This is a genomic window from Mycobacterium sp. NS-7484 (genome assembly GCF_001953975.1).
GTDB lineage: Bacteria > Actinomycetota > Actinomycetes > Mycobacteriales > Mycobacteriaceae > Mycobacterium.
Map to the genome: position 1 here is coordinate 1 of NZ_MBEJ01000091.1, position 20,284 is coordinate 20,284.

At 65.8% G+C, this 20,284-nt stretch carries 18 protein-coding genes; 13 read left to right on the forward strand and 5 right to left on the reverse strand.

Features of this window, described 5'->3' with window-relative positions; genetic code table 11:
- The 5 genes from A5733_RS16425 to A5733_RS16445 form a co-directional block, all read left to right on the forward strand.
- Nucleotides 1-455, forward strand: a 455-nt coding sequence (locus tag A5733_RS16425; RefSeq protein ID WP_198938838.1) for a cation transporting ATPase C-terminal domain-containing protein, incomplete at its 5' end; no start/stop codon positions are given.
- Between the two features lie 24 nt (nucleotides 456-479).
- Nucleotides 480-659: an antitoxin gene (locus A5733_RS16430; RefSeq protein WP_067771032.1), complete on the forward strand. Its 180-nt coding sequence runs from the start codon at nucleotides 480-482 to the stop codon at nucleotides 657-659.
- A 3-nt stretch (nucleotides 660-662) separates the two neighbouring features.
- Nucleotides 663-1,115 carry an SRPBCC family protein gene (locus tag A5733_RS16435; RefSeq protein WP_067771033.1) on the forward strand — a complete coding sequence of 151 codons (453 nt, stop codon included), beginning with the start codon at nucleotides 663-665 and terminating at the stop codon, nucleotides 1,113-1,115.
- A 124-nt stretch (nucleotides 1,116-1,239) separates the two neighbouring features.
- Complete coding sequence (locus A5733_RS16440) at nucleotides 1,240-2,313, forward strand: dihydrodipicolinate reductase (RefSeq protein ID WP_076240875.1); 1,074 nt, start codon at nucleotides 1,240-1,242, stop codon at nucleotides 2,311-2,313.
- Between the two features lie 96 nt (nucleotides 2,314-2,409).
- On the forward strand, nucleotides 2,410-4,611 hold the full coding sequence (locus A5733_RS16445) for a molybdopterin-dependent oxidoreductase (protein ID WP_076240876.1): 2,202 nt from the start codon (nucleotides 2,410-2,412) through the stop codon (nucleotides 4,609-4,611).
- Here the strand turns inward: A5733_RS16445 and A5733_RS16450 are convergent.
- The 5 genes from A5733_RS16450 to A5733_RS16470 are packed head-to-tail and all read right to left on the reverse strand — an operon-like array spanning nucleotide 4,606 to nucleotide 10,749.
- A complete protein-coding gene (locus A5733_RS16450) occupies nucleotides 4,606-6,084 on the reverse strand; it encodes a long-chain fatty acid--CoA ligase (protein ID WP_076240877.1) in 1,479 nt (492 codons plus the stop codon). The two genes, A5733_RS16445 and A5733_RS16450, sit on opposite strands and share 6 nt — an antisense overlap.
- Complete coding sequence (locus A5733_RS16455; RefSeq protein ID WP_067771037.1) at nucleotides 6,081-6,854, reverse strand: SDR family NAD(P)-dependent oxidoreductase; 774 nt, start codon at nucleotides 6,852-6,854, stop codon at nucleotides 6,081-6,083. The genes A5733_RS16450 and A5733_RS16455 overlap by 4 nt, the downstream gene beginning before the upstream one ends.
- Before the next feature lie 6 nt (nucleotides 6,855-6,860).
- Nucleotides 6,861-8,411, reverse strand: coding sequence for an AMP-binding protein (locus tag A5733_RS16460; RefSeq protein ID WP_076240878.1), 1,551 nt, complete (start codon nucleotides 8,409-8,411; stop codon nucleotides 6,861-6,863).
- Nucleotides 8,411-9,148 carry a GntR family transcriptional regulator gene (locus A5733_RS16465; RefSeq protein WP_076240879.1) on the reverse strand — a complete coding sequence of 246 codons (738 nt, stop codon included), beginning with the start codon at nucleotides 9,146-9,148 and terminating at the stop codon, nucleotides 8,411-8,413. Before A5733_RS16465 ends, A5733_RS16460 begins: the two co-directional genes overlap by 1 nt.
- Nucleotides 9,149-9,150: 2 nt before the next feature.
- On the reverse strand, nucleotides 9,151-10,749 hold the full coding sequence (locus tag A5733_RS16470) for an SMP-30/gluconolactonase/LRE family protein (RefSeq protein WP_076240943.1): 1,599 nt from the start codon (nucleotides 10,747-10,749) through the stop codon (nucleotides 9,151-9,153).
- Between the two features lie 147 nt (nucleotides 10,750-10,896).
- Here A5733_RS16470 and A5733_RS16475 point away from each other — a divergent pair, with 147 nt between their 5' ends.
- The 8 genes from A5733_RS16475 to A5733_RS16510 all read left to right on the forward strand — a co-directional run bounded on the left by A5733_RS16475 (nucleotide 10,897) and on the right by A5733_RS16510 (nucleotide 20,279).
- Nucleotides 10,897-11,742 (forward strand): SDR family NAD(P)-dependent oxidoreductase, encoded by an 846-nt coding sequence (locus tag A5733_RS16475; RefSeq protein WP_067771042.1) that lies wholly within the window; start codon nucleotides 10,897-10,899, stop codon nucleotides 11,740-11,742.
- Nucleotides 11,742-13,157: an SRPBCC family protein gene (locus A5733_RS16480; RefSeq protein WP_076240880.1), complete on the forward strand. Its 1,416-nt coding sequence runs from the start codon at nucleotides 11,742-11,744 to the stop codon at nucleotides 13,155-13,157. The genes A5733_RS16475 and A5733_RS16480 overlap by 1 nt, the downstream gene beginning before the upstream one ends.
- Nucleotides 13,158-13,222: 65 nt before the next feature.
- Nucleotides 13,223-14,395 (forward strand): LLM class flavin-dependent oxidoreductase, encoded by a 1,173-nt coding sequence (locus tag A5733_RS16485; RefSeq protein ID WP_076240881.1) that lies wholly within the window; start codon nucleotides 13,223-13,225, stop codon nucleotides 14,393-14,395.
- Nucleotides 14,392-16,233 carry an NAD(P)/FAD-dependent oxidoreductase gene (locus A5733_RS16490; RefSeq protein WP_076240882.1) on the forward strand — a complete coding sequence of 614 codons (1,842 nt, stop codon included), beginning with the start codon at nucleotides 14,392-14,394 and terminating at the stop codon, nucleotides 16,231-16,233. Before A5733_RS16485 ends, A5733_RS16490 begins: the two co-directional genes overlap by 4 nt.
- Entirely contained in the window at nucleotides 16,230-17,060 is an 831-nt protein-coding gene (locus tag A5733_RS16495) for a TauD/TfdA family dioxygenase (protein WP_076240883.1), read from the forward strand. The genes A5733_RS16490 and A5733_RS16495 overlap by 4 nt, the downstream gene beginning before the upstream one ends.
- Nucleotides 17,057-17,965: an SDR family NAD(P)-dependent oxidoreductase gene (locus A5733_RS16500; protein ID WP_076240884.1), complete on the forward strand. Its 909-nt coding sequence runs from the start codon at nucleotides 17,057-17,059 to the stop codon at nucleotides 17,963-17,965. The genes A5733_RS16495 and A5733_RS16500 overlap by 4 nt, the downstream gene beginning before the upstream one ends.
- Nucleotides 17,962-19,101, forward strand: a complete 1,140-nt coding sequence (locus A5733_RS16505) for a CaiB/BaiF CoA-transferase family protein (RefSeq protein ID WP_076240885.1) — start codon at nucleotides 17,962-17,964, stop codon at nucleotides 19,099-19,101. The genes A5733_RS16500 and A5733_RS16505 overlap by 4 nt, the downstream gene beginning before the upstream one ends.
- Nucleotides 19,102-19,112: 11 nt before the next feature.
- The gene (locus tag A5733_RS16510) at nucleotides 19,113-20,279 is read left to right on the forward strand and encodes an acyl-CoA dehydrogenase family protein (RefSeq protein WP_076240886.1); all 1,167 of its coding nucleotides are present in this window, start codon (nucleotides 19,113-19,115) and stop codon (nucleotides 20,277-20,279) included.
- Nucleotides 20,280-20,284: the final 5 nt, after the last annotated feature.

Below are 20,284 nucleotides of genomic sequence, written 5' to 3' on the forward strand. Positions count from 1 at the left end.
CGTTCATCTTGTCGCTGGCCCCGAACAACGAACGGGCCCACACGGGGTTCGTGCGCCGGGTGATGACCGCCGCGCTGCCCTCGGGCCTGGTGGTCGGCACCGTCACGTTCATCTCGTACCTGGTGGCCTACCAGGGGCGTGCGGCCAGCGCGGCGGAGCAGACGCAGGCCTCCACGGCGGCGCTGATCACGCTGCTGGTGTCCTCGCTGTGGGTGCTGTCGGTGGTGGCGCGGCCCTACGAATGGTGGCGCGTGATCCTGGTGGCGTGTTCGGCGCTGGCGTATGTGCTGATCTTCAGTTTGCCGCTGGCGCAGCGCCTGTTCATGTTGGATCCGTCGAATCTCAAGGTCACCGCGATCGCGCTGGGTATCGGCCTGATCGGGGCCTCTTTGATCGAGGTGCTGTGGTGGGTGCAGGGCCTGGTGCTGGGCGAGAAGCGGCGGTTGTGGAGATAACTGGCACGACGATAGGGTGGGCTGATGGGATTCCTGGACAAGGCCAAAGACCTGCTGTCGCAGAATGCCGACAAGGTCGAGCAGGCCATCGACAAGGCCGGTGACATCGTCGACGAGAAGACGCAGGGCAAGTATTCCGGCGCCGTCGACAAGGCGCAGGAAGCTGCCAAGAACGCCATCAACAAGGCAGATCCGCAGCAGTAACCCATGGCCAAGTTGTCTGTCTCCGTTGATGTTCCGTTGCCACCGGAGAAGGCGTGGGAGTACGCCTCTGATCTGTCCCGGTACGACGAATGGCTCAGCATCCACCGGGCCTGGCGCTCGAAGTTGCCCGAGACCCTGGAAAAGGGCACGGTGATCGACTCGATCGTCGAGGTCAAGGGCATGTTGAACCGGGTGAAGTGGACGCTGGTCAACTACAAACCGCCGCAGTCCCTGACGCTCAACGGTGACGGCCGGGGCGGGGTCAAGGTCAAGCTGATCGGCAAGATCAAGCCGGCCCAGGTCGATGGCGCCGACGGTGCGACGGTGTCCTTCGACGTGCACCTCGGCGGGCCGGCCCTGTTCGGGCCGATCGGCATGGTGGTGGCCGCCGCGCTCAAGGGCGACATCCAGCAGTCGCTGAACAAGTTCAAGGCCCTCTACGCGCCCTCGGCGTAATTCCTCCCGCGAGCAGACGCAAAACCGCGCCCCTATCCAGGGAAAACACGTGGGTTTGCGTCTGTTCGCGCTGCGTCCGGACCTATTTGTTAACTGATTGAAGTCAGCGATATAGGTTGTCAGGATGCGCAGAGTGGTGCAGTTCTCCACCGGAAACGTCGGACGACACTCACTGAGGGCGATCATCGGCAGGCCCGATCTGAAGCTGGTCGGTGTGCATGCGTCCGGTCCGGACAAGATCGGGCGCGACGCCGCCGAGCTGTGTGGGCTCGATGAGCCGACCGGCGTGATCGCGACCGACGACATCGACGCGCTCATCGCTCTGGGTCCCGATTGCGTGGTGTACACGGCGTTGGGGGAGACGCGGCCGATGGAGGCCATCGAGCAGATGTCGCGGTTCCTGCGCGCCGGGATCAACGTCGTCGGGACCTCGATGGTGTGGTTGGTGACCCCGCGCCAGGCCGACGACTGGTTGCGGGTGCCGCTGGAGGAGGCGTGCGCGGCTGGGGACTCCTCGCTCTATGTCAACGGCATCGATCCGGGTTACTCGGGGGACACCGCGGTGTACGCCGCGCTCAGTCTGGTCGCGCGGGCCGAATCGGTGACGGTCAAGGAGATCTTCGACTACGGCAACTACGACGATTACGAATACACCGGCACCGCCATGGGTTTCGGCACCACGCCGGACGACGATCTGCCGATGGCCTTCCAGCCCGGGGTGATCACGGCGATGTTCGGCGGCCTCGTTCGCAATCTCGCCGACCGGCTCGGGGTGGAACTCGACGAAGTCCGTGACCGTTTCGAGCCGTGGTATGCCACCGAACGCATCGAATGCACGATGATGACCGTTCAGCCCGGGCAATTGGCCGGGGTGCGCTTTGCCGCCGAAGGCCTGCGCGGCGGTATCCCGATCATCACCGTCGAACACACCACCCGGCTCACGCCGGCGGCCGCCCCGGACTGGGAGTACCCGCCCGAGGGCCAGTCCGGGATCCACACGGTGATCGTGGAAGGCGAGCCCCGGATCGAGGTGAGCACGCAGCTGTCCCATCCGGTGCTCGACGTGACCGATGCCGGCTGCCTCTCCACGGCGGCCCGGGTGGTCAATGCGATCGACTGGGTGTGTCAGGCCCCCGCGGGATTGATTGCCGCCGAGGACATCCCACCGACGGCATTGATCCGCGGGTTGATGTGGTGAGTCGCTGAGCTCTGGATTCCGCCTCGCGCTTGCTGTGCAGTCGCTTAGCATCTATGGCAAGCGGGCTGACTGCCTCGGCCGCGGAAGTGAGGATTCATGCCACAGACGACCACGCATACCGGTATCTGCCGGATCTGCTCGGCCCACTGCGGCGTCCTGGCAACCGTCACCGACGGGCGGTTGACCAAGGTCACGGGCGACCCGGACAACCCCATGTTCAAGGGGTACACCTGCATCAAGGGCCGCGCGCTGCCCGAGATCCACAACAACCCGGACCGGCTCCTGCGCAGCCGGAAGCGGCAACCCGACGGCGGCTATGCCGAGATCGGGTCCGAGCACGCGATGGACGAGATCGCCGCGAGGCTGCAGGAGCTGATTGCCACGCACGGTCCGCGGTCGGTGGCGATGTATCTCGGCACGAACGGGCTTCCCTATCCCGCGTCCGCCTTGATGGGCAACGCCTTCATGCGGGCGATCGAGTCGCCGATGTTCTTCACCGCCAACACCATCGACCAGCCGGGCAAGCAGATCGCCCTGGCCGCGCATGGTCACTGGCTCGGCGGCGACATCGACTTCCACGAGGCCGACAGCTGGATGCTGATCGGGACGAACCCATTGGTGTCCAAGGCCATCGGCATACCGGGGCAGAACCCGTCGCAGAATCTGCGGGCGGCGATCGAACGCGGCATGAAGCTCATCGTGATCGATCCGCGCCGATCCCAGACGGCGGCCCGTGCGGCCATACACCTGCAGCCCCGTCCCGGCGAAGATGTGACGATCCTGGCTGGAATCATCAACATCGTCATCCGCGAACAGTGGCACGACCCGGCGTTCCTTGAAGAAAATGTCGACGGATTCGAACAGCTCGCGGAACTCGTCGCGGGATTCACCCCCGCGTACGTAGCCGAACGCGCCGACGTCCCAGAAGACCAGTTGATCGACGCAGCACGTCTTTTCGCCACCTATGGCACCCGGCCGGGAATGGTCAACGCCGGCACGGGCGCGAACTTCGCGATGCACGGGAACCTGCTGGAATACCTCTGCCTCTGCCTGACGACCATCTGCGGCCGCTGGCAACGTGCCGGTGAGCGGGTGACGCGGCCCAACACGCTGCTGCCGGCATTCACAGCCAAGGCCCAGCCTCATCCGCCCTACGAGGGTTGGGGATACGGCGAGCAGTTGCGCGTCCGTGGCCTGACCGACGCGGTGTGCGGGATGCCGACGGCGGCGCTCGCCGACGAGATCCTGCTCGAGGGCGAAGGGCAGGTGAAGGCGTTGATCTGCATCGGCGGAAACCCGATGGCGGCCTGGCCGGATCAGCGCAAGACCCATCGAGCGCTCGAGAGTTTGGAACTGCTGGTCACTCTTGACACCGAGATGTCATTGACCTCGCGGCTGGCGGACTACGTCATCGCGCCGATGATGCAGATGGAAACACCGGCGATGACGATGGGCAGCGAGCTCATCAAGTACTACACCAGCGGCACTGGAATACCGGCTCCTTATGGGCAATACGTGCCGCGCGTGGTCGCCCCGCCGCCCGATTCCGACCTCATCGAAGAGTGGAAGTTTTTCCTCGGACTGGCCAAACGAATGGATCTCGAACTGTGGTTCGTGAACTTCTTCGGCGGTGGCGGTGGCAAGTTCATGGAGTCGCCGCCGATCGTGCTGCAGATGAACGGCAACACCGAACTCGCCACCGAGGAACTCTTCGCGCAGATGTGCGCGACGTCGCGTATCCCGTTCGATGAGGTGCGCCGCCATCCGCACGGCAAGATCTTCGACGTCGACGCGGTCGTTCAGGAACGTGATCCCGACTGCACCGCGCGGCTCGACGTCGGAAACGCCTACATGCTGGCGGAATTGGCGGATGTCCGATCCCAAGATCTGACGACTGCCCGAACCGATCCCGAGTTTCCGTTCCGGCTCATCCCGCGGCGTCACCAGAACTTCATGAACTCGTCAGGCACCGGACTCGCTGCCCTGAATCTCGGAAAGCCGTACAACCCCGTCTACATGCACCCGGATAGGGTGGCAGACCTCGGCCTGGAGTCCGGCCACTCGGTCCTGGTGACCTCTGGACATGACAGTGTGCCTGCGGTTCTCGAGTCCGACGACACGCTGCGCCGCGATGTCGTTGCGATGCACCATGCGTTTGGCGGAATGCCCGGTGAAGACGGCGGTTTCCGCGAGCATGGCACGAACGTCGGCCGACTGGTGCCCACTGACGTCGACTATGACCCCATTACCGGCTTGCCGCGGCAGGGCAACATCGCGGTCAGAATCACCGCGTTATGAACTCAACCGCTCCCGCAGTTCCCGTTTGAGCACCTTGCCGTAGCTGTTCTTCGGTAGCGCATCGATGAATTCGTACCGTTTGGGCCGTTTGAACCGAGCGATGCGTTCCAGCAGATGTGCATCGAGGGCCGCGGCGTCGACGTCGCCCACCACGAATGCGACGACGACTTCGCCCCAGTCCGCGTCGGGGGCGCCGACGACGCCGGCCTCGATGACGTCGGGATGTTCGAGCAGGGCTTCCTCGACCTCGCGGGGATAGATGTTGCTGCCCCCGCTGATCACGACGTCCTTGGAGCGGTCGCGCAGGGTGAGGTAGCCGCGGGCGTCGAAGGAGCCCATGTCGCCGGTGTGCAGCCAGCCGTCGTTGAGGGTGGCGGCGGTGGCGGTGGGGTTGTTCCAGTAGCCGGACATGACGACGTCGCCGCGGCAGACGATTTCGCCGATCTCACCGACGGCTGCGGGCACGCCGCCGGAGCCGAGCACGGCAACCTCGACGCCGGACCGCGGGTAACCGACCGAGCCCAGCGTCGCGTCGTCTCCGGTTTCCAGAGCCGCAATATGGTCCGCGCGGCGCAGCCCGGTGATCGTCATCGGCGCCTCGCCCTGGCCGTAGAGCTGCACGAAGATCGGGCCGTAGGCGGCCAGTGCCTTCTTGAGGCTGTCGACATACATCGGGCCGCCGCCGTAGACAACGGTTTTCAGGTTCTCCGGACGTGGCCGACCGGTCTGGATGAGCCGTTGCACCATGGTCGGGGCCAGAAAGGCGCTGCTGCCCGGATGGTGATCGCACAGGTCGAGAAACTCGTCGGGCTCGAACGCGGCCGATTCCGGAATCACCTGGCGGGCACCACGCAACACATACGGCGGGATGTACAGGCCCGAGCCGTGCGACATCGGGGCGCCGTGGATCAGGCTGCAGTTCTCGTCGGGGTCGTCGAAATCGGCCAGGTGGGACACCGTCATCGCCATCAGGTTGCGATGGGACAGCATGGCACCCTTGGACTTTCCGGTGGTGCCGCTGGTGTAGAACAGCCAGGCCAGGGCACCGGGGTCGGTGGTCGGGGCGACGCCAGGGGCAGAGTCGAACCACCGGCCGTAGTCCGGCCCACCGATCGTCTCGACCGGGATGTCCAACTCCAGCCCGGCCGCGATCTTGGCCGAGGCGAACACCTGACTGGCGCCCGAATCCGCGACGATGTCGGCCATCTCGCGCGGGTGCAGCTTGTAGTTGATCGGCACGAACACGCACTCGGCGGCCCAGATCGCAAACATCAACTCGACGATCTCGGGCCGGTTCTCGCTGGCGACGGCGATCCGGGTGCCGCGGTCACCGAGAGACTTCAGTGCGGTGGCCAACCGCAGTGTCCGGTCGCGCAGCTGGCCCCAGGTATGCACCTGGCGCTCACCGAGGAACACCGCACCGTGGTCGCCGAAACGCGCGGCGGCCTGGTCGAGAACCGCGAAAACGTTCATCGGGCAATCCATTGCGAGTTCAGCGCGAAATCGGACAGGTACTTCGTCGAGCTCCACCCACCGTCGACGACGATGGTCTGGCCGTTGATGAAACTGCCGCCCTCCGAGCACAGGAACGCCACCGTGGCGGCGATGTCCTCCACCCGCCCCAGCCGGGTGTGCGGCGTCATCTCGGTCTGCATCTTGCGGAACCCTTCGTTCTCCAACCGGTGCTCGACCATCGGCGTGACCGTGACGCCAGGGGCCACCGCATTGCACCGGATGCCCTGCGCGCCGTACTGGCACGCGATGTGGGTGGTCAGCGCCGTCAAACCACCCTTGGCGGCCGAGTAGGCCCCGCCGCGCAAGCCGCCGACGACGGCGAACGTGGAGGTGACGTTGATGATCGCCGAACCCGGACCCATGTGCGGCAGAACATCTCGGGCCAGCCGGAACGGTGCCCGCAGCATGATCCCCAGGAAGTAATCCAGGGTTTCGTCGTCGGTCTCGTGCAACGGCTTGGGGCTGCCGATACCGGCGTTGTTGATCAGGAAGTCGACGTGCCCCCAGCGCTGCACGGCGGCCTCGACCACCCGAGCCGGGCCGTCGTCGGCGGTCAGGTCGGCCGTGACGGTCTGCACCCGGTCCGGATCACCGATCGCACGCTCCAGTTCGGCGAGCCGGTCCGCATCCCGGCCGGCGCCGACGACGGCCATCCCCGCCGCGGCAAGCGTGGTGGCACAGCCGAATCCGATGCCGCTGCTGGCCCCGGTGACGATCGCAACCTGCATGACTGGTCAACCCTCCAGCGTCGCTCGGATGTGGTGCTTCAAGACTTTGCCCGCATCGTTCTTCGGTAGGGCATCCCAGATCTCCACCCGCTCCGGGGCTTTGAACCGGGCCAGCCCGTGCTCGGCCAGCACCCGGCCCAGGTCGGCAACATCGGGCCGGTGCCCGTCGGCGGTCACCAGCACCGCGCAGGCGCGCTCGCCGGTGCGTTCGTCGGGCAGGCCGACGACGGCGATCTCCGCGATCCCGAGCGTGCCGATCAGGATGTCCTCGACTTCCTTGGGAGAGATGTTCTCGCCGTTGCGGATGATCAGGTCCTTGGCCCGCCCGGTCACCTGCAGATAGTCGCCGTCGATCCAACGGCCGAGGTCACCGGTGCGGAAAAAGCCGTTCTCGTCGAAGGATTCGATGTCATCGTCGGGGTGCAGATAGCCCAGCAGCATTTGCGGCCCGCGCGCTCGCACCTCACCGGACACGAGCCGGATCTCGGCGAAGCCCGGTCGGCCGTCGGTCTCGGCGGCATGCTCGACATCACCGGGTGCCAGTGAGCCGACGGTCGTCACCGGTACCTCGGTCGAGCCGTACACTCGGCTGACCACGGCCCGCTCGAAATACGACGACGCCCGCCGGATCAGCGACGGTGGCACCGAGGCACCACCACAGATGAACACCTTGAGGTCGGGCAGTCGGGTGCCTGCCCGTTCGGCGGCGCCGAGGAGCTGCTCCAGAAACGGTGTCGCCCCAGCCATGTGGGTACACCCGTGCGAGGACATCAGTGCCGCGCCGTCCTCGGCGTTCCAGCGCTGCATCAGCACCGCGGTGCTGCCCAACAGCAACGGACATTCGAAGGCGTAGATGGAACCGCCGATGTGGGCGATGGGCGAGGGCACCAGGAACGTGTCGCCGGGGTCCACCATCCAATGCTGGCCGAGCTGGCGGATCAACGCGTGGATCGAGTTGTGGCTGTGCAGCACGCCTTTGGGTCGCCCGGTAGTGCCCGAGGTGTACATGATCATCCGGACGGCGTCGGGGTCGAGGACCGGCAGCTCGCCCTCGGCGGCCTCGCCCAGCGTCTCGAATGCCCGGTGTGGCCCGGGATCTCCGCGCAGCACCACCACCTCCGGTGGGGTGTCCAACTGTGCACAGACCCGGGTCAGCATGGCGGCGTAGTCGTGGCTGCCGAATCCGGCGGGGATGAAGATCGCCCGGCTCTGCGCGTCGGCGAGGATGAAGCTCAGCTCGCGGTCACGCAGTGAGGGCAGGATCGGGTTGACCACCATGCCGGCCAGCGTGGCGCCCAGGTAGATGATCGCGGCCTCATGCCAGTTGGGCAGCATGAACGACACCACGCTGCCCGGCGGCATCCACTCGGCCAGGCGCAGCGCGAGAGCGCGGGCCCGAGAATGCAATTCACCGGCGGTCAGGGTGATCTCACCGTCGACGACAAGTGCCCGGTCCGGGGTATCCCGCGCCGCGCCGGCCAGCGCATCGGCCAAGGTGGTGGAAACCCAGAGCCCGCGGGCGTAGGCGTCCTCCGCGCGGACTTGATCGTGTCGCATCAGCCTTTGACCCGGCGCATCGTCATGGCGTGCCGGAACCGGTCCGACGGGTGGGTGTTGACGGTCACCTGAGCGACCTCGCCGTCGGAGGTGGTGTAGGTCCGCTGCATCTGCAGGGCGGCACTGCCCGGCGCAACCTTCAGGATGGCGGCCAGTTCGGGGGTCGCCGAGATCGCGGAAATCACCTGATGCACCTCGATGATGCTCACCCCGAACAGGTCCTCGATCAAGGGAAAGATCGGACCGGAGTGTCGCTGCAACAGTCGGCCGACGGCGGCGAAACTGCGGTTGATGTAGTACTCGGTGCGGCACACCGGGGCGGTGTCGTCGTCGGCCTGCCGGTAGCCCCGCACCGCCAACCATTGTTCACCGAGCGGGAGCCCGGTGCGGTCGGCCAGTTCGGCGTCGATCGTCACCATGGCGTTGGACTCGATGGTGAACTGTGCACCGGTGGCGAAGGCCAGCAGGTCGTTGATCGAAACCACGTCCTGGGCATAGGTATTGGTGGCGGCTCGCGGTGCCACCGTGGTCCCGGCCCGCGGCCGCGAAGTGACCAGGTTGTCGTCTCGCAACCGACGCAGTGCTTCGCGCACGGTGTAGCGGCTGACCTCGAAGCGTTCACACAACTCGTGCTCGGTGGGCAACTGCGAGCCCACCGGGTACACCCCGTCGACGATCTCCTTGCGCAGGGTGCGCGCCACCTGGAGGTAGCGGTGTTCGGTGGGGGTGAGTGTCATGCTCAACCCCGACGCAGCGCCAGCACGCTGCCGTCCCCGTCGCCGGAAACATACAGCGTGCCACCAGGTCCCGCGGTGATTCCGGCAAACGGGCCCTGCGGTCCGGAGAACGGTGGCATGCCCTTCAGCGGCTTGGGAGTCACCCCGGGCGGGGGTCCGACCGGCAACCCGGTGGCGATCGTCGTACGCGTGGCGGTGTCGAGGTCGTACTCGATGACCTCTTTGCTGCCGGAGTCGACGATGTAGAGCGCGCCGTCACGCACCAGGATGCCGTGCGGGGTGTGCAATCCGTCGACCAGCGGCTCGGCCGATCCACCTTGTACCCGGACCACCGCACTCGCGACCGACACCAGCGGGGCGCCGTCGGGCCCGAGCGTCACATCCACCGGCGTGTCCAGCCCGGACGCCAGCACGTCGACAACCCCGTCGCGTACCGAAAGAAGCCGTCCGGCACCTTGTTCGACCACCAGCACCGAGCCGTCGGGAGCCTGCGCCACGCCGTAGGGCTGGTCGATACCGCCGGCCAACACGTCGCTCACCTCGCCGTCGACACCGTCCGGCCGGAATCGGGCCACGGTATCGGCTGCCGTGGTGACGATGAATTCTCCTGGGCCCGAAGAGATCACCCCGCGCAGGAAGCCGGGATAGCCGGGGGAGAACAGCATCGCGACGGTCTGCAGTGCCCCGTCGGGCCCGACGCGGTAGAAGTAGGTGCCGTCGGCGACATACAGGTGGCCATCGGTCCCGACGGTCAGGTCCAGCGGCCAGTTCAGCCCGCCCGGCAGCAGGGCCCGGCTGCCCTCCGGCAAGATCTCGGTGATCTCACCGGTGAAGTTGGAGACGAACAGGCGCCCGTCGGCGAACGTGCAGTTGTCCAGGCCGGGACTCAGTTGCGCCAGCAGCGTCTGCTCCCCGTTGCGCGGGTCGATGCGCAGCACCTGACCGCTGGCGACCTGCGTCGAGATGAGGTGGCCGTCGGCGTCGAACTTCACCGAGTCGGGAACCCCGAGTCCGGCGGCGACCACCTCGGGCGTGCCCCCATCGGGATCGATGCGCCAGATCTCGTTGGCCCCCATCACTGGGAAATAGAGGAGTCCGTCGGGGCCCACCTCCATCGCATTGGGGGAGGGCACGTTCTCCAGCAGGACCCGCGGGGCGCCGCCGGCCAGGTCGAACTCCATGAGCCGGCCACCCTCGCGGCATTCGCCGACGAACAGCCGGCCCGCGTGGAAGGTGATGCCGTTGGCCGAGGGAATGTCGTCGCGCAGCACGCGGGTGGTGCCGTCGGTGGCGCGGACACTGACCCGGCCGTCCATCACCTCGGTGGCATAGAGGTTGCCGTCGGCGTCGAAGGCGACGTCATCGGGGGCGATGATGTCGCCGCCCTTGGCGCTGACGGTCTCGAGCCGTCCGGTGGCCAGGTCCAGGGCGCTGATCTGGCTGCCGGTCACCTGGGCGACGTAGATACGTCCGTCGGGTCCAGTGCGCAGGCCGTTCGCGCCGAACAAGCGGCTGGCAGCGGTGACCTGCTCCAACGTCCAGTCCCCGGCTGCGGTCGGGTTTGCGGTGTACCTGGCGTCAGATACCGAAGTGGCGCTCATGACCTCGGACGTTAGCAACTTGCTGTAGTCCAGACAATAGCTGCCCATCGACCAAGATCAGGCCTTGACGGCTGAATAAGCCCTGGGGAATAGTGTTCTCCAATATGAAGATCGCTATTTATTGTCCGGACAAATAGGGCCGCGCGCATGGATGGTTCAGTGAACCTGGACGGCCGGGTCGTGGTGGTGTCGGGCGCCGGTGGCGGCGGCATCGGCACCACCGTCACGCGCATGGCGGCCGAGGCCGGCGCCACCGTGGTGGCGGTGAGCCGCTCGCAGGACAACCTCGACACCCACGTCGCCCCGCTGGCCGACAAGGGCTTGAACGTGGTGACGGTGGCGGCCGACGCGTCCACCGACGAGGGCATCGCCACCGTGCTTGACGCGGCGCGCCGGGCGGACGGGCAGTTGTACGGTCTGGTCAACGTCGCCGGCGGCGCCGCACCGTCGACTTGGATGCCGGCCACCCGGGTCTCTCGGGCCGACTGGCGCGAGCTGTTCACCGCGAATCTGGAAACCATGTTCTTCATGAGCCAGGCCGTTGCGGGTGAGATTCGGGCCCAAGGTAATCCGGGCTCCATCGTGTCGGTGTCCTCGATCAGTGGAATGAACACCGCGCCCTACCACATCGCCTATGGCACGGCGAAAGCTGCGATCGTGGCAGCCACCCGGACCATGGCGGTGGAACTGGCGCCCGAGGGTATCCGGGTCAACGCCGTCGCTCCCGGGGTGACCGAAACCGCCGCCTCGGCAACGTATGTCGACGCCGACCCGGAGCGCGACCAGCGGGCGATCGCGATGGGCCGGCGCGGCACTCCCGAGGAGCAGGCCAAAGCGATCCTGTTTCTGCTCTCCGATCTGTCGAGCTACATCACTGGCCAGACGATCCTCGTCGACGGCGGTCTCAACCTGCGGTGGACCCACCTCGGCGGGGACAACACCTCGCTGTTCCTCAAGGACGAATCCTTCCGCGAAGCCATCAGGAGGATCTAATGGCCCATACCGAATCACATCTCGACGCCGCGCTGGAGGTCGACGCCGAACCGGATGACTCGACGGGGATCATCGCCGAGGACCTGTCGGAGCCGATGACCATCCCGGTCGAGGCTTACATCAGCCCGGATTACGCACGCGCGGAACGGGATCGACTGTGGCGCAAGGTGTGGCAGCAGGTCGGCCGGGTCGAGGAGATTCCGGAGGTCGGCAACTACCTCACCTACGACATTCTCGACGACTCGATCATCATCGTGCGCACCGGCGCGAACACCTTTGCCGCGCACCACAACGTCTGCATGCACCGCGGGCGCAAGCTCATTGACAACCCCGAGGGGGCCAAGAACGCGACCGGCCGGGCCCGGAAATCCTTCGTCTGCGGGTTCCACGGCTGGACCTACGGCCTCGACGGCGCCTGCACGCACATCCGCGAACAGGACGACTGGCAGGGCAAACTCACCGCGGCCAACACACATCTGGCGCCCGTACAGGTGGACACGTGGGGCGGCTGGCTGTTCATCAACATGGACCCGCACTGCGAGCCGTTGATCGACTACCTGTACCCGGCGGCCAAGATCCTCGACCCGTTCGGGCTGGAGAACATGCGCTACAAGTGGCGCAAGTGGTTGTACTTCGACTGCAACTGGAAGGTCGCGATGGAGGCCTTCAACGAGACCTACCACGTGTTCACCACGCATCCGGAGTTCAACCAGTTCGGCGAGTTCAAGGGCTGGGCGAAGGCGCAGGGCAAGCACAGCAACATCGGCTACGACGCGCCGAAGGGTCTGGACGAGACCAAGTCCAAGATCCGCCTGGGAACCGGTGATCCGCGCATCTCGACCGCCGAGATGCAGGTCTACACCATGGAAGAGACCAACGCGACGACGACGAACACCCTGGTGAACGCCGCCAAGCGCCTGGTCGACGAACTGCCCGAGGGAACTCCGGCCGACGAGGTGCTGCAGCACTGGCTCGCGTCGGCCCGTCGTGACGACGAGGCACGCGGCGTGATCTGGCCGACCATCCCGCCGGACATCCTGGGACAGAGCGGCACGGCCTGGCAGATCTTCCCGAACTTCCAAGTGGGACAGGGCCTGACCAGTGCGCTCTGCTACAGCGCCCGCCCCGATCCGAGCTACAACCCGGACAAGTGCATCTTCGAGGTCGCGGTCTTCGAGCTGTATCCCAAAGGTGAAGAGCCGCAGACCGAGTGGGCCTACACCCCGAAGGACTCCCCGAACTGGTTGTCGGTGCTGCCGCAGGATTTCTCGAACATGGCCGCAGTGCAACAGGGGATGAAATCCGCGGGCTTCCCGGGAACTCTGCCGAATCCCTACCGCGAACGCAGCACAGTCAACCTGCACTACCAACTTTCCAAGTACATGGGCACCGGAGAGCCCCGAGACATCCAGTGATTTGGGTGCATCCAGTAACGCTCAGCGTTACCAGACGCACCCAAATCGCCGAGTAAGGAGACAACATGAAGGTCAATCTGGGTACCGGAGCGCAGAACTCCCAGGACTGGGAGCGCGTGCTCGCCGGGAACTTCAGCACCCCGCCGGCCACGCCGGACTACAAGTGCGTGCAGGCCGCGCTGGCCCTCGGCGATCTCGCCGAGCCGCTGGGCTTCGACGGTATCTGGTTCCCCGAGCATCACGGCACGCCATATGGCATGACGCCCAACCCGATTCAGGCCCTGACCTACTTCGCCGGCCGCACCGAGCGGGTCAGCCTCGGCACGTTCGTGGCGGTGGTGCCGTGGTGGAACCCGATCCGGTTGGCCACCCAGATCGCCTACCTCGACATCGTCTCCAACGGTCGCTACACCACGATCGGCCTGGGCCGTGGGGTGTCGAAGGGTGAGTTCGCTGCGGTCGGGGTGCCGCGCGAAGAGAGCCGCGACCGGTTCAACGAGACGCTGGACATCCTCAAGCTGGCCTTCTCGGGTGAGCGGTTCTCCTACGAGGGCAAGATCTTCAGCTTCCCGGAGATGTCGCTGCGGCCGGAACCGATCAGCACCGACCTGTTCGACCGCATCTACAGCTCGTCCTCGACTGCCGAGTCACTGGAGATCCTGTCCCGGCGCGGCATGGTGCCGTTGTTCGTGGGCAACAAGCCGATCACCGATGCCGGCGAAGAGGTCCGCAAGGTCAACACCTTCCGCGCCGAAGAGGGCCTGGGCCCGTGTCAGCCCAAGAACGTGATGTTCATGTACTGCGTGGGCTCCGAAGACGAGGTCGCCCAGACCGAAGAGTGGATTTGGACCGCCAACCGCGACGTCAACGTGCACTACGGTTTCGCCGACGCCTCGAACTTCAAGGGCGTCAAGGGCTATGAGGCCTACGCCGCCCGCGAGGCCAGCGCGACCGCCGTGCTGGCCTCCGAGGTGGGCAACCAGAAGAAGGGCGGCCCGCCCGGATACCACGCCTCGAACCTGTTGATCGGAACCCCCGAGACGGTGTTCGAAAAGCTCAAGGCCGCGCAGGAGGCCTGCTCGTTCTGCGAGGTCACCATCGTTCCGCAGTTCGGCACCATGCCGTATGAGAAGGCCATGGAGTCCACCAAGTTGTTCGCCGCCGAGGTGCTGCCCGCGGTGCACGAGATGGAAGCCCCGCTGCATCCGGGTGCGCTCCCCGAAAAGGCCAACGCATGAACCAACCGTGCGGTCCCACTGACGTCCCCACCGACATCGACATCGATGCGATCCGGGAGAAGTACGCCGCCGAGCGGGCCAAGCGGCTCCGGCCCGAGGGCGGGGATCAATACCTGGAACTGGAAGGTGAATACGCCGAGTTCTACGAGGTCGACCCGTACACCACGGTGACCGAGCGGGATCCGATCGTCGAAGACGCCGACGTGGTCATCCTCGGCGGCGGCTTCGCCGGCCTGCTTGCCGGGGCCTACCTGAAGAAGGCCGGTGTCGAAGGAATCCGGGTCATCGAGATGGCCGGCGATTTCGGCGGGGTGTGGTACTGGAACCGCTTTCCGGGAATCCAGTGCGACAACGACGCGTACTGCTACATCCCATTGCTCGAAGAACTCGACTTCATGCCGAGCAAGAAGTTCGCCGACGGCGCCGAGATCCTTCAGCACTGCCGCAACATCGGCAAACACTTCGGGCTGTACGACGGTGCCCTCTTTTCCACGCAGGTGCGTGAACTGCGTTGGGACGACGCGATTCAGCGCTGGCAGATCCACACCGACCGGGGCGACGAGATCCGGGCCCGGTTCGTGGTCATGGCTCAAGGCTCCTACAACCGGCCCAAGCTCCCAGGCATCCCGGGCATCAAGGACTTCAAGGGTCACGTGTTCCACTCCGCCCGTTGGGATTACGACTACACCGGCGGTGACGCCGACGGTGGCCTGTACAAACTGGCCGACAAGCGCGTCGCACTCGTCGGCACCGGCGCCACCGGTATCCAACTGGTACCGCACCTGGGCCGAGACGCCAAGGAGCTGTTCGTCTTCCAGCGCACCCCGTCGTCGGTCGATGCGCGCACGAACCCGCCCACCGATCCAGAATGGGCCGCATCGTTGCAGCCGGGTTGGCAGGAGGAACGCAAGCGCAACTTCCACAACTGGTCGCCGTTCGTCGGCGTGGTGTTCGGTGAACCAGACCTGGTCTGTGACTTCTGGACCGAGCTCGGCCGCAACCTGACCGCCCGGATCGCGGCCACGGAGAACCCCGCAGAAGTGACCATCGAGCAGATCATGGCCTTCCGCGAGGAAGAGGACTTCAAGATCATGGAGCGGCTGCGCCGCCATGTTGCCGAGATCGTCAAGGATCCCGAGACGGCCGAGGCACTCAAGCCGTACTACCGCTTCATGTGCAAGCGGCCGACGTCCAGCGAGCACTACCTGGAGACCTTCAACCGGCCCAACGTGACGCTCGTCGACGTGTCGGCCTCCAAGGGTGTGGAGCGGCTGACGGAGACGGGCATCGTCGCCGACGGTGTTGAATACGAAGTCGACTGCGTGATCTTCGCGAGCGGTTTCGAGATCTCCACCGAGATCAGCCGTCGGTTCGCGATCGAGAACATCGTGGGCCGCGACGGGTTGTCGTTGTTCGACTACTGGCAGAACGACTACAAGACCCTGCACGGCATGACCAGCCGTGGATTCCCCAACCAGTTCTTCATGGGCTTCATCCAGGGCGGCGTGTCGGCCAACACCACGGCGATGTTCGAACAGCAGGCCAAGCACATCGCCTACCTCATCGCCGAGGCACAAAACCGCGGGGCCACCACGGTCGAACCCACCCAGGAAGGCCAGGACGCCTGGGTCTCCACGGTCCGCGAACTCTCGATCGACAACTCGGCGTTCGAACTGTCCTGCACGCCAGGCTATTACAACAACGAGGGCCGCGGGGGAGCGGAACGTAACGGTGCCTTCCTCGGCGATTTCTACTCGCCCGGTTTCTACGCCTTCGACGAGCTGATTGCCGAATGGCGGGACAAGGGTGACCTGGAGGGTCTGGAGCTCACCTCATGACGACCTCGACTGCTCTGCAAACCCGGGATATCAAGCCCCACATCGGAACCGAGATCCGGGCCGACAAGGCCACGCTGCTCTCCGGCGATCATGCCGGCGCCATTCGGGAACTCCTCGAACAGCGTGGGGTACTGGTGTTCCCGCAGATCGGGTTCACCGATGACGAGCAGATCGCCTTCACCGAAACGCTGGGCACCTTCGCCCCCGAACACCAGGGCGAGAAGCTCTACAAGGTGTCCCTGGACACCGAGGTCAACAAGCAGGCGGACTACCTCAAAGGGTCGCTGTACTGGCATATCGACGGGACCATGAACGAGGTCCCGATCCTCGCCTCATTGCTGCAGAGCGTGGCGCTGGGCAACCCCGACGAGGGAGACACCGAGTTCTGCAACACCTACGCCGCCTATGACGCGCTGTCGGATCAGGACAAGGCCGAGATCGAGGGCCTGCGGGTGATGCACTCAGCGTGGAACACGTTGTTCTACTACGACCCCGAACCCGACACCAAGACGCTGCGGCGCATGATGGCCATCGGCGACCGGGAACTGCCGCTCGTGTGGACGCATCAGTCCGGCCGCAAGTCGTTGGTGCTCGGCGCCACCGCGCGCCACATCACCGCTGTGGACTTCAAGAAGAGCGCCGAACTGCTGGTGCGACTGCGGGATTGGGCCACTCAGCCGGACTTCACCTACCGCCACAAGTGGACGGTCGGCGACCTGGTGATCTGGGACAACACCGGAACCATGCACCGGGCCACACCGTATGACCCCGCATCGGGCCGGCTGTTGCAGCGCACCAAGCTCGAGGGCGAGGAGCCCTTCGCTTGAGCACTCTCAGATTCGACGATCGCGTCGCCGTCATCACCGGCGCCGGACGGGGACTGGGCCGGGAATACGCGCTGCTGCTGGCATCGCGCGGGGCGAAGGTCGTCGTCAACGACCCCGGCGGCAGCCTCACCGGAGACGGTACCGACACCACCCCGGCGCAGCAGGTGGTCGATGAAATCATCACGGCGGGTGGCGAAGCCGTCGCGGTCACCGATTCGGTGGCCACACCCGAAGGTGGCCAGGCGATCATCGGCAAAGCCGTCGACCACTTCGGCCGGCTCGACATCCTGATCCACAACGCCGGCACGGTGCGCCGTGGCTCGCTGAAGGAGATGAGCTACGACGATTTCGAAGCCGTTCTCGACGTGCACCTGCGCGGTGCATTCCACGTTGTGCGCCCGGCGTTTCCGCTGATGTGCGACGCCGGGTACGGCCGGGTGGTGCTGACGAGCTCGATCGGTGGGCTCTACGGCAACCATGAGGTGGCCAACTATGCCGCGGCCAAGGCCGGCATCCTCGGGCTGTGCAATGTGGTGGCACTGGAAGGTGCCGCCGACGGGGTGCTGTGCAACGCGATCGTGCCGGGTGCGGTGACCCGGATGGCCGAGGGCTTGGACACCTCGGCGTACCCGCCGATGGGTGCGGACCTGGTGGCCCCGACCGTCGGGTGGTTGGCCCACGAATCCTGTTCGGTCACCGGAGAATATTTCGTGGCGATCGCGGGGCGCATCGCGCGGGCGGCGATCGCGGAGTCGCCGGGGGTATACCAGCCGTCGTGGACCGTCGAGGAGGTCGGGAAGCAGATGGACGGTATCCGTGACCTCTGCGCGCCGGTGATCTTCCCGGTGGTTCCCGACGGGCATGCCGACCACATCCGCTACAGCTTCAGTAAGGCGGCGTCATGACAACCGGTCCACTGCACGGTGTTCGGGTCGTCGACCTCACCGCCATGGTGATGGGTCCGTACTGCACACAGATCATGGCCGACATGGGCGCCGACGTCATCAAGGTCGAAACCCCGGCGGGGGACAACACCCGCTACATCTCGGTGGGCCCGGCGCCCGGTATGAGCGGGGTGTTCGTCAACGTCAACCGCGGCAAGCGCAGCGTGGTGCTGGATCTGCGGTCGGACGCGGGCAAGGAGACCTTGCGGGCCCTGATCGCCGACGCCGACGTCTTCATCCACTCGATGCGGGCCAAGGCCATCACCAAGCTCGGTTTCGGTTACGACGAGGTGGCCGCGATCAATCCGGGCATCGTCTACACCAATTGCTACGGCTACGGCCGTCGTGGTCCGGACGCCGACCGGCCCGCCTACGACGACACCATCCAAGCCGAGTGCGGATTGCCCGCCGTGCAACAGCAATTGACCGGGGAGGCCTCCTACGTCGGCACGATCATGGCCGACAAGGTGGCCGGACTGACCGCGCTCTACGCCACCACCATGGCGCTGTTCCACCGCGAGCGCACCGGTGAGGGCCAGGAGGTCGAGGTCAGCATGTTCGAGACCATGGCCTCCTTCATGCTGGTCGAACATGCCAACGGCGCCATGTTCGACCCCCCGCTCGGGCCTGCGGTCTACCCGCGGGCGGTCACCCCCAACCGCCGGCCGTACGAGACCAAGGACGGCCACATCGCCGCCCTGATCTACAACGACAAGCACTGGAATGCGTTCATTGACCGGGTGCAACCGAGTTGGAACAACCCGGCGTACGACACCCTCGAACAGCGGGCTCGCCAGATCGACACGGTCTACGGGCTGTTGGCGCAGACGCTCAAGGAGCGCACCACCCCCGAATGGTTGGATCTGTTCGCGGAGTTGGAGATTCCGGCCGCGCCGATGCTCACCCCCGACGCCCTGTTCGAGAACGAGCACCTCAACGCGGTCGGGTTGTTCGAAACCGTCGACACGCCGCACGGCCGGGTGCGGATGCCCGGGGTGCCGACGTGGTTCTCCCGCACGCCCGGCCGAATCGCCGGGTACGCACCGGAACTGGGCGCCGACACCGACGAGGTGCTGGCCGAGCTCGGGCCGCGATAGGAAGGTCAGGAGTGGATTTCGATTTTGGTGAGGCGGCCGACACGTTACGCGGTGAACTGCGTATGCTGATCGCCGACGAGGTGCCCGCAGATTTTCTCGGGGCGTTCACCGATGATCCCGCCGATCTGGCGGTGGCTCAACAGTTCTGCCGCACCCTGGCGCAGAAGCATCTGCTGTGCATGTCGTGGCCGAAGGAGTTCGGCGGCGGGGATGCCTCGGTGTGGGAGCAGACCGTGGTCCGCGAGGAGATGTGGGCCCACCACGAGCCGCGCGGCGCGCAGTACATGGGTGTCAACTGGGTGGGGCCGATCATCATGCGCCACGGCACCGAAGAACAGCAGCGCAAACATCTGCCGCCGATCGCCAATGGCGAAGTGATCTGGTGTCAAGGGTTTTCCGAGCCGGAGTCCGGTTCGGACCTGGCCTCACTGCGGACCTACGCGCGCCGAGAGGACGACGGCTGGCGGGTCAACGGTCAGAAGATCTGGACGTCCTACGCCACCATGGCACAGTGGATCTTCCTGTTGGCCCGGACTTCCAAGGTGGGAGAAGGCGCAACCCAGAAAAAGCAACAGGGCATGACGATCTTCCTGGTACCGATGGACTCCCCGGGGATCACGGTGCGTCCGATCCGCACCATGATGGGTCCGCACCATCTCAACGAGGTGTTCTTCGACGACCTCAAGGTCACCGAGGCCGACGTGCTCGGAACCGTGGACCAGGGCTGGTCGATCGTGCAGGACGTGGTGTCCTTCGAGCGCGTCGGCATTGCCCGGTACGCACGGTGTGAACGGCTGTTGCAGGCCGCACCCGAGGTGCTCGGCGACACGTGGGAGCAGCTGCCCGCCGAGTTGCGCGGCCGGTGGACCCGGATGCTCACCCACTGCCGCCGCGCCCGGCTGATGGCCTACCGGGTGGTGTCGATGCAGGCCACCGGTCGGGTGAATCCCGGTGACTCCGCGGCATATCGGATTGCGGTGACACGGTTGGACCAGGAGAGCGCCGAGGTGCTCATGGAGATTGTCGCGGCGATCCCGCGCGGTACCGAAAGCGCTGACTACTTCCGCGCCGAGGTCGAAGACCACTGGCGGTACTCGCAGGCGTCGACGGTGTCCTCGGGCAGCATCGAGATGCAGCGCATCCTCTTGTCGCGGACCATGCTGGCCGGGAAGGCGTGACGACG

Excerpts from the sequence above, each read along its gene's own strand:
- A5733_RS16430 (WP_067771032.1), top strand. The coding sequence starts at position 480 with ATGGGATTCCTGGACAAGGCCAAAGACCTGCTGTCGCAGAATGCCGAC.
- A5733_RS16435 (WP_067771033.1), top strand. The coding sequence starts at position 663 with ATGGCCAAGTTGTCTGTCTCCGTTGATGTTCCGTTGCCACCGGAGAAG.
- A5733_RS16440 (WP_076240875.1), top strand. The coding sequence starts at position 1,240 with ATGCGCAGAGTGGTGCAGTTCTCCACCGGAAACGTCGGACGACACTCA.
- A5733_RS16445 (WP_076240876.1), top strand. The coding sequence starts at position 2,410 with ATGCCACAGACGACCACGCATACCGGTATCTGCCGGATCTGCTCGGCC.
- A5733_RS16450 (WP_076240877.1), bottom strand. The coding sequence starts at position 6,084 with ATGAACGTTTTCGCGGTTCTCGACCAGGCCGCCGCGCGTTTCGGCGAC.
- A5733_RS16455 (WP_067771037.1), bottom strand. The coding sequence starts at position 6,854 with ATGCAGGTTGCGATCGTCACCGGGGCCAGCAGCGGCATCGGATTCGGC.
- A5733_RS16460 (WP_076240878.1), bottom strand. The coding sequence starts at position 8,411 with ATGCGACACGATCAAGTCCGCGCGGAGGACGCCTACGCCCGCGGGCTC.
- A5733_RS16465 (WP_076240879.1), bottom strand. The coding sequence starts at position 9,148 with ATGACACTCACCCCCACCGAACACCGCTACCTCCAGGTGGCGCGCACC.
- A5733_RS16470 (WP_076240943.1), bottom strand. The coding sequence starts at position 10,749 with ATGAGCGCCACTTCGGTATCTGACGCCAGGTACACCGCAAACCCGACC.
- A5733_RS16475 (WP_067771042.1), top strand. The coding sequence starts at position 10,897 with ATGGATGGTTCAGTGAACCTGGACGGCCGGGTCGTGGTGGTGTCGGGC.
- A5733_RS16480 (WP_076240880.1), top strand. The coding sequence starts at position 11,742 with ATGGCCCATACCGAATCACATCTCGACGCCGCGCTGGAGGTCGACGCC.
- A5733_RS16485 (WP_076240881.1), top strand. The coding sequence starts at position 13,223 with ATGAAGGTCAATCTGGGTACCGGAGCGCAGAACTCCCAGGACTGGGAG.
- A5733_RS16490 (WP_076240882.1), top strand. The coding sequence starts at position 14,392 with ATGAACCAACCGTGCGGTCCCACTGACGTCCCCACCGACATCGACATC.
- A5733_RS16495 (WP_076240883.1), top strand. The coding sequence starts at position 16,230 with ATGACGACCTCGACTGCTCTGCAAACCCGGGATATCAAGCCCCACATC.
- A5733_RS16505 (WP_076240885.1), top strand. The coding sequence starts at position 17,962 with ATGACAACCGGTCCACTGCACGGTGTTCGGGTCGTCGACCTCACCGCC.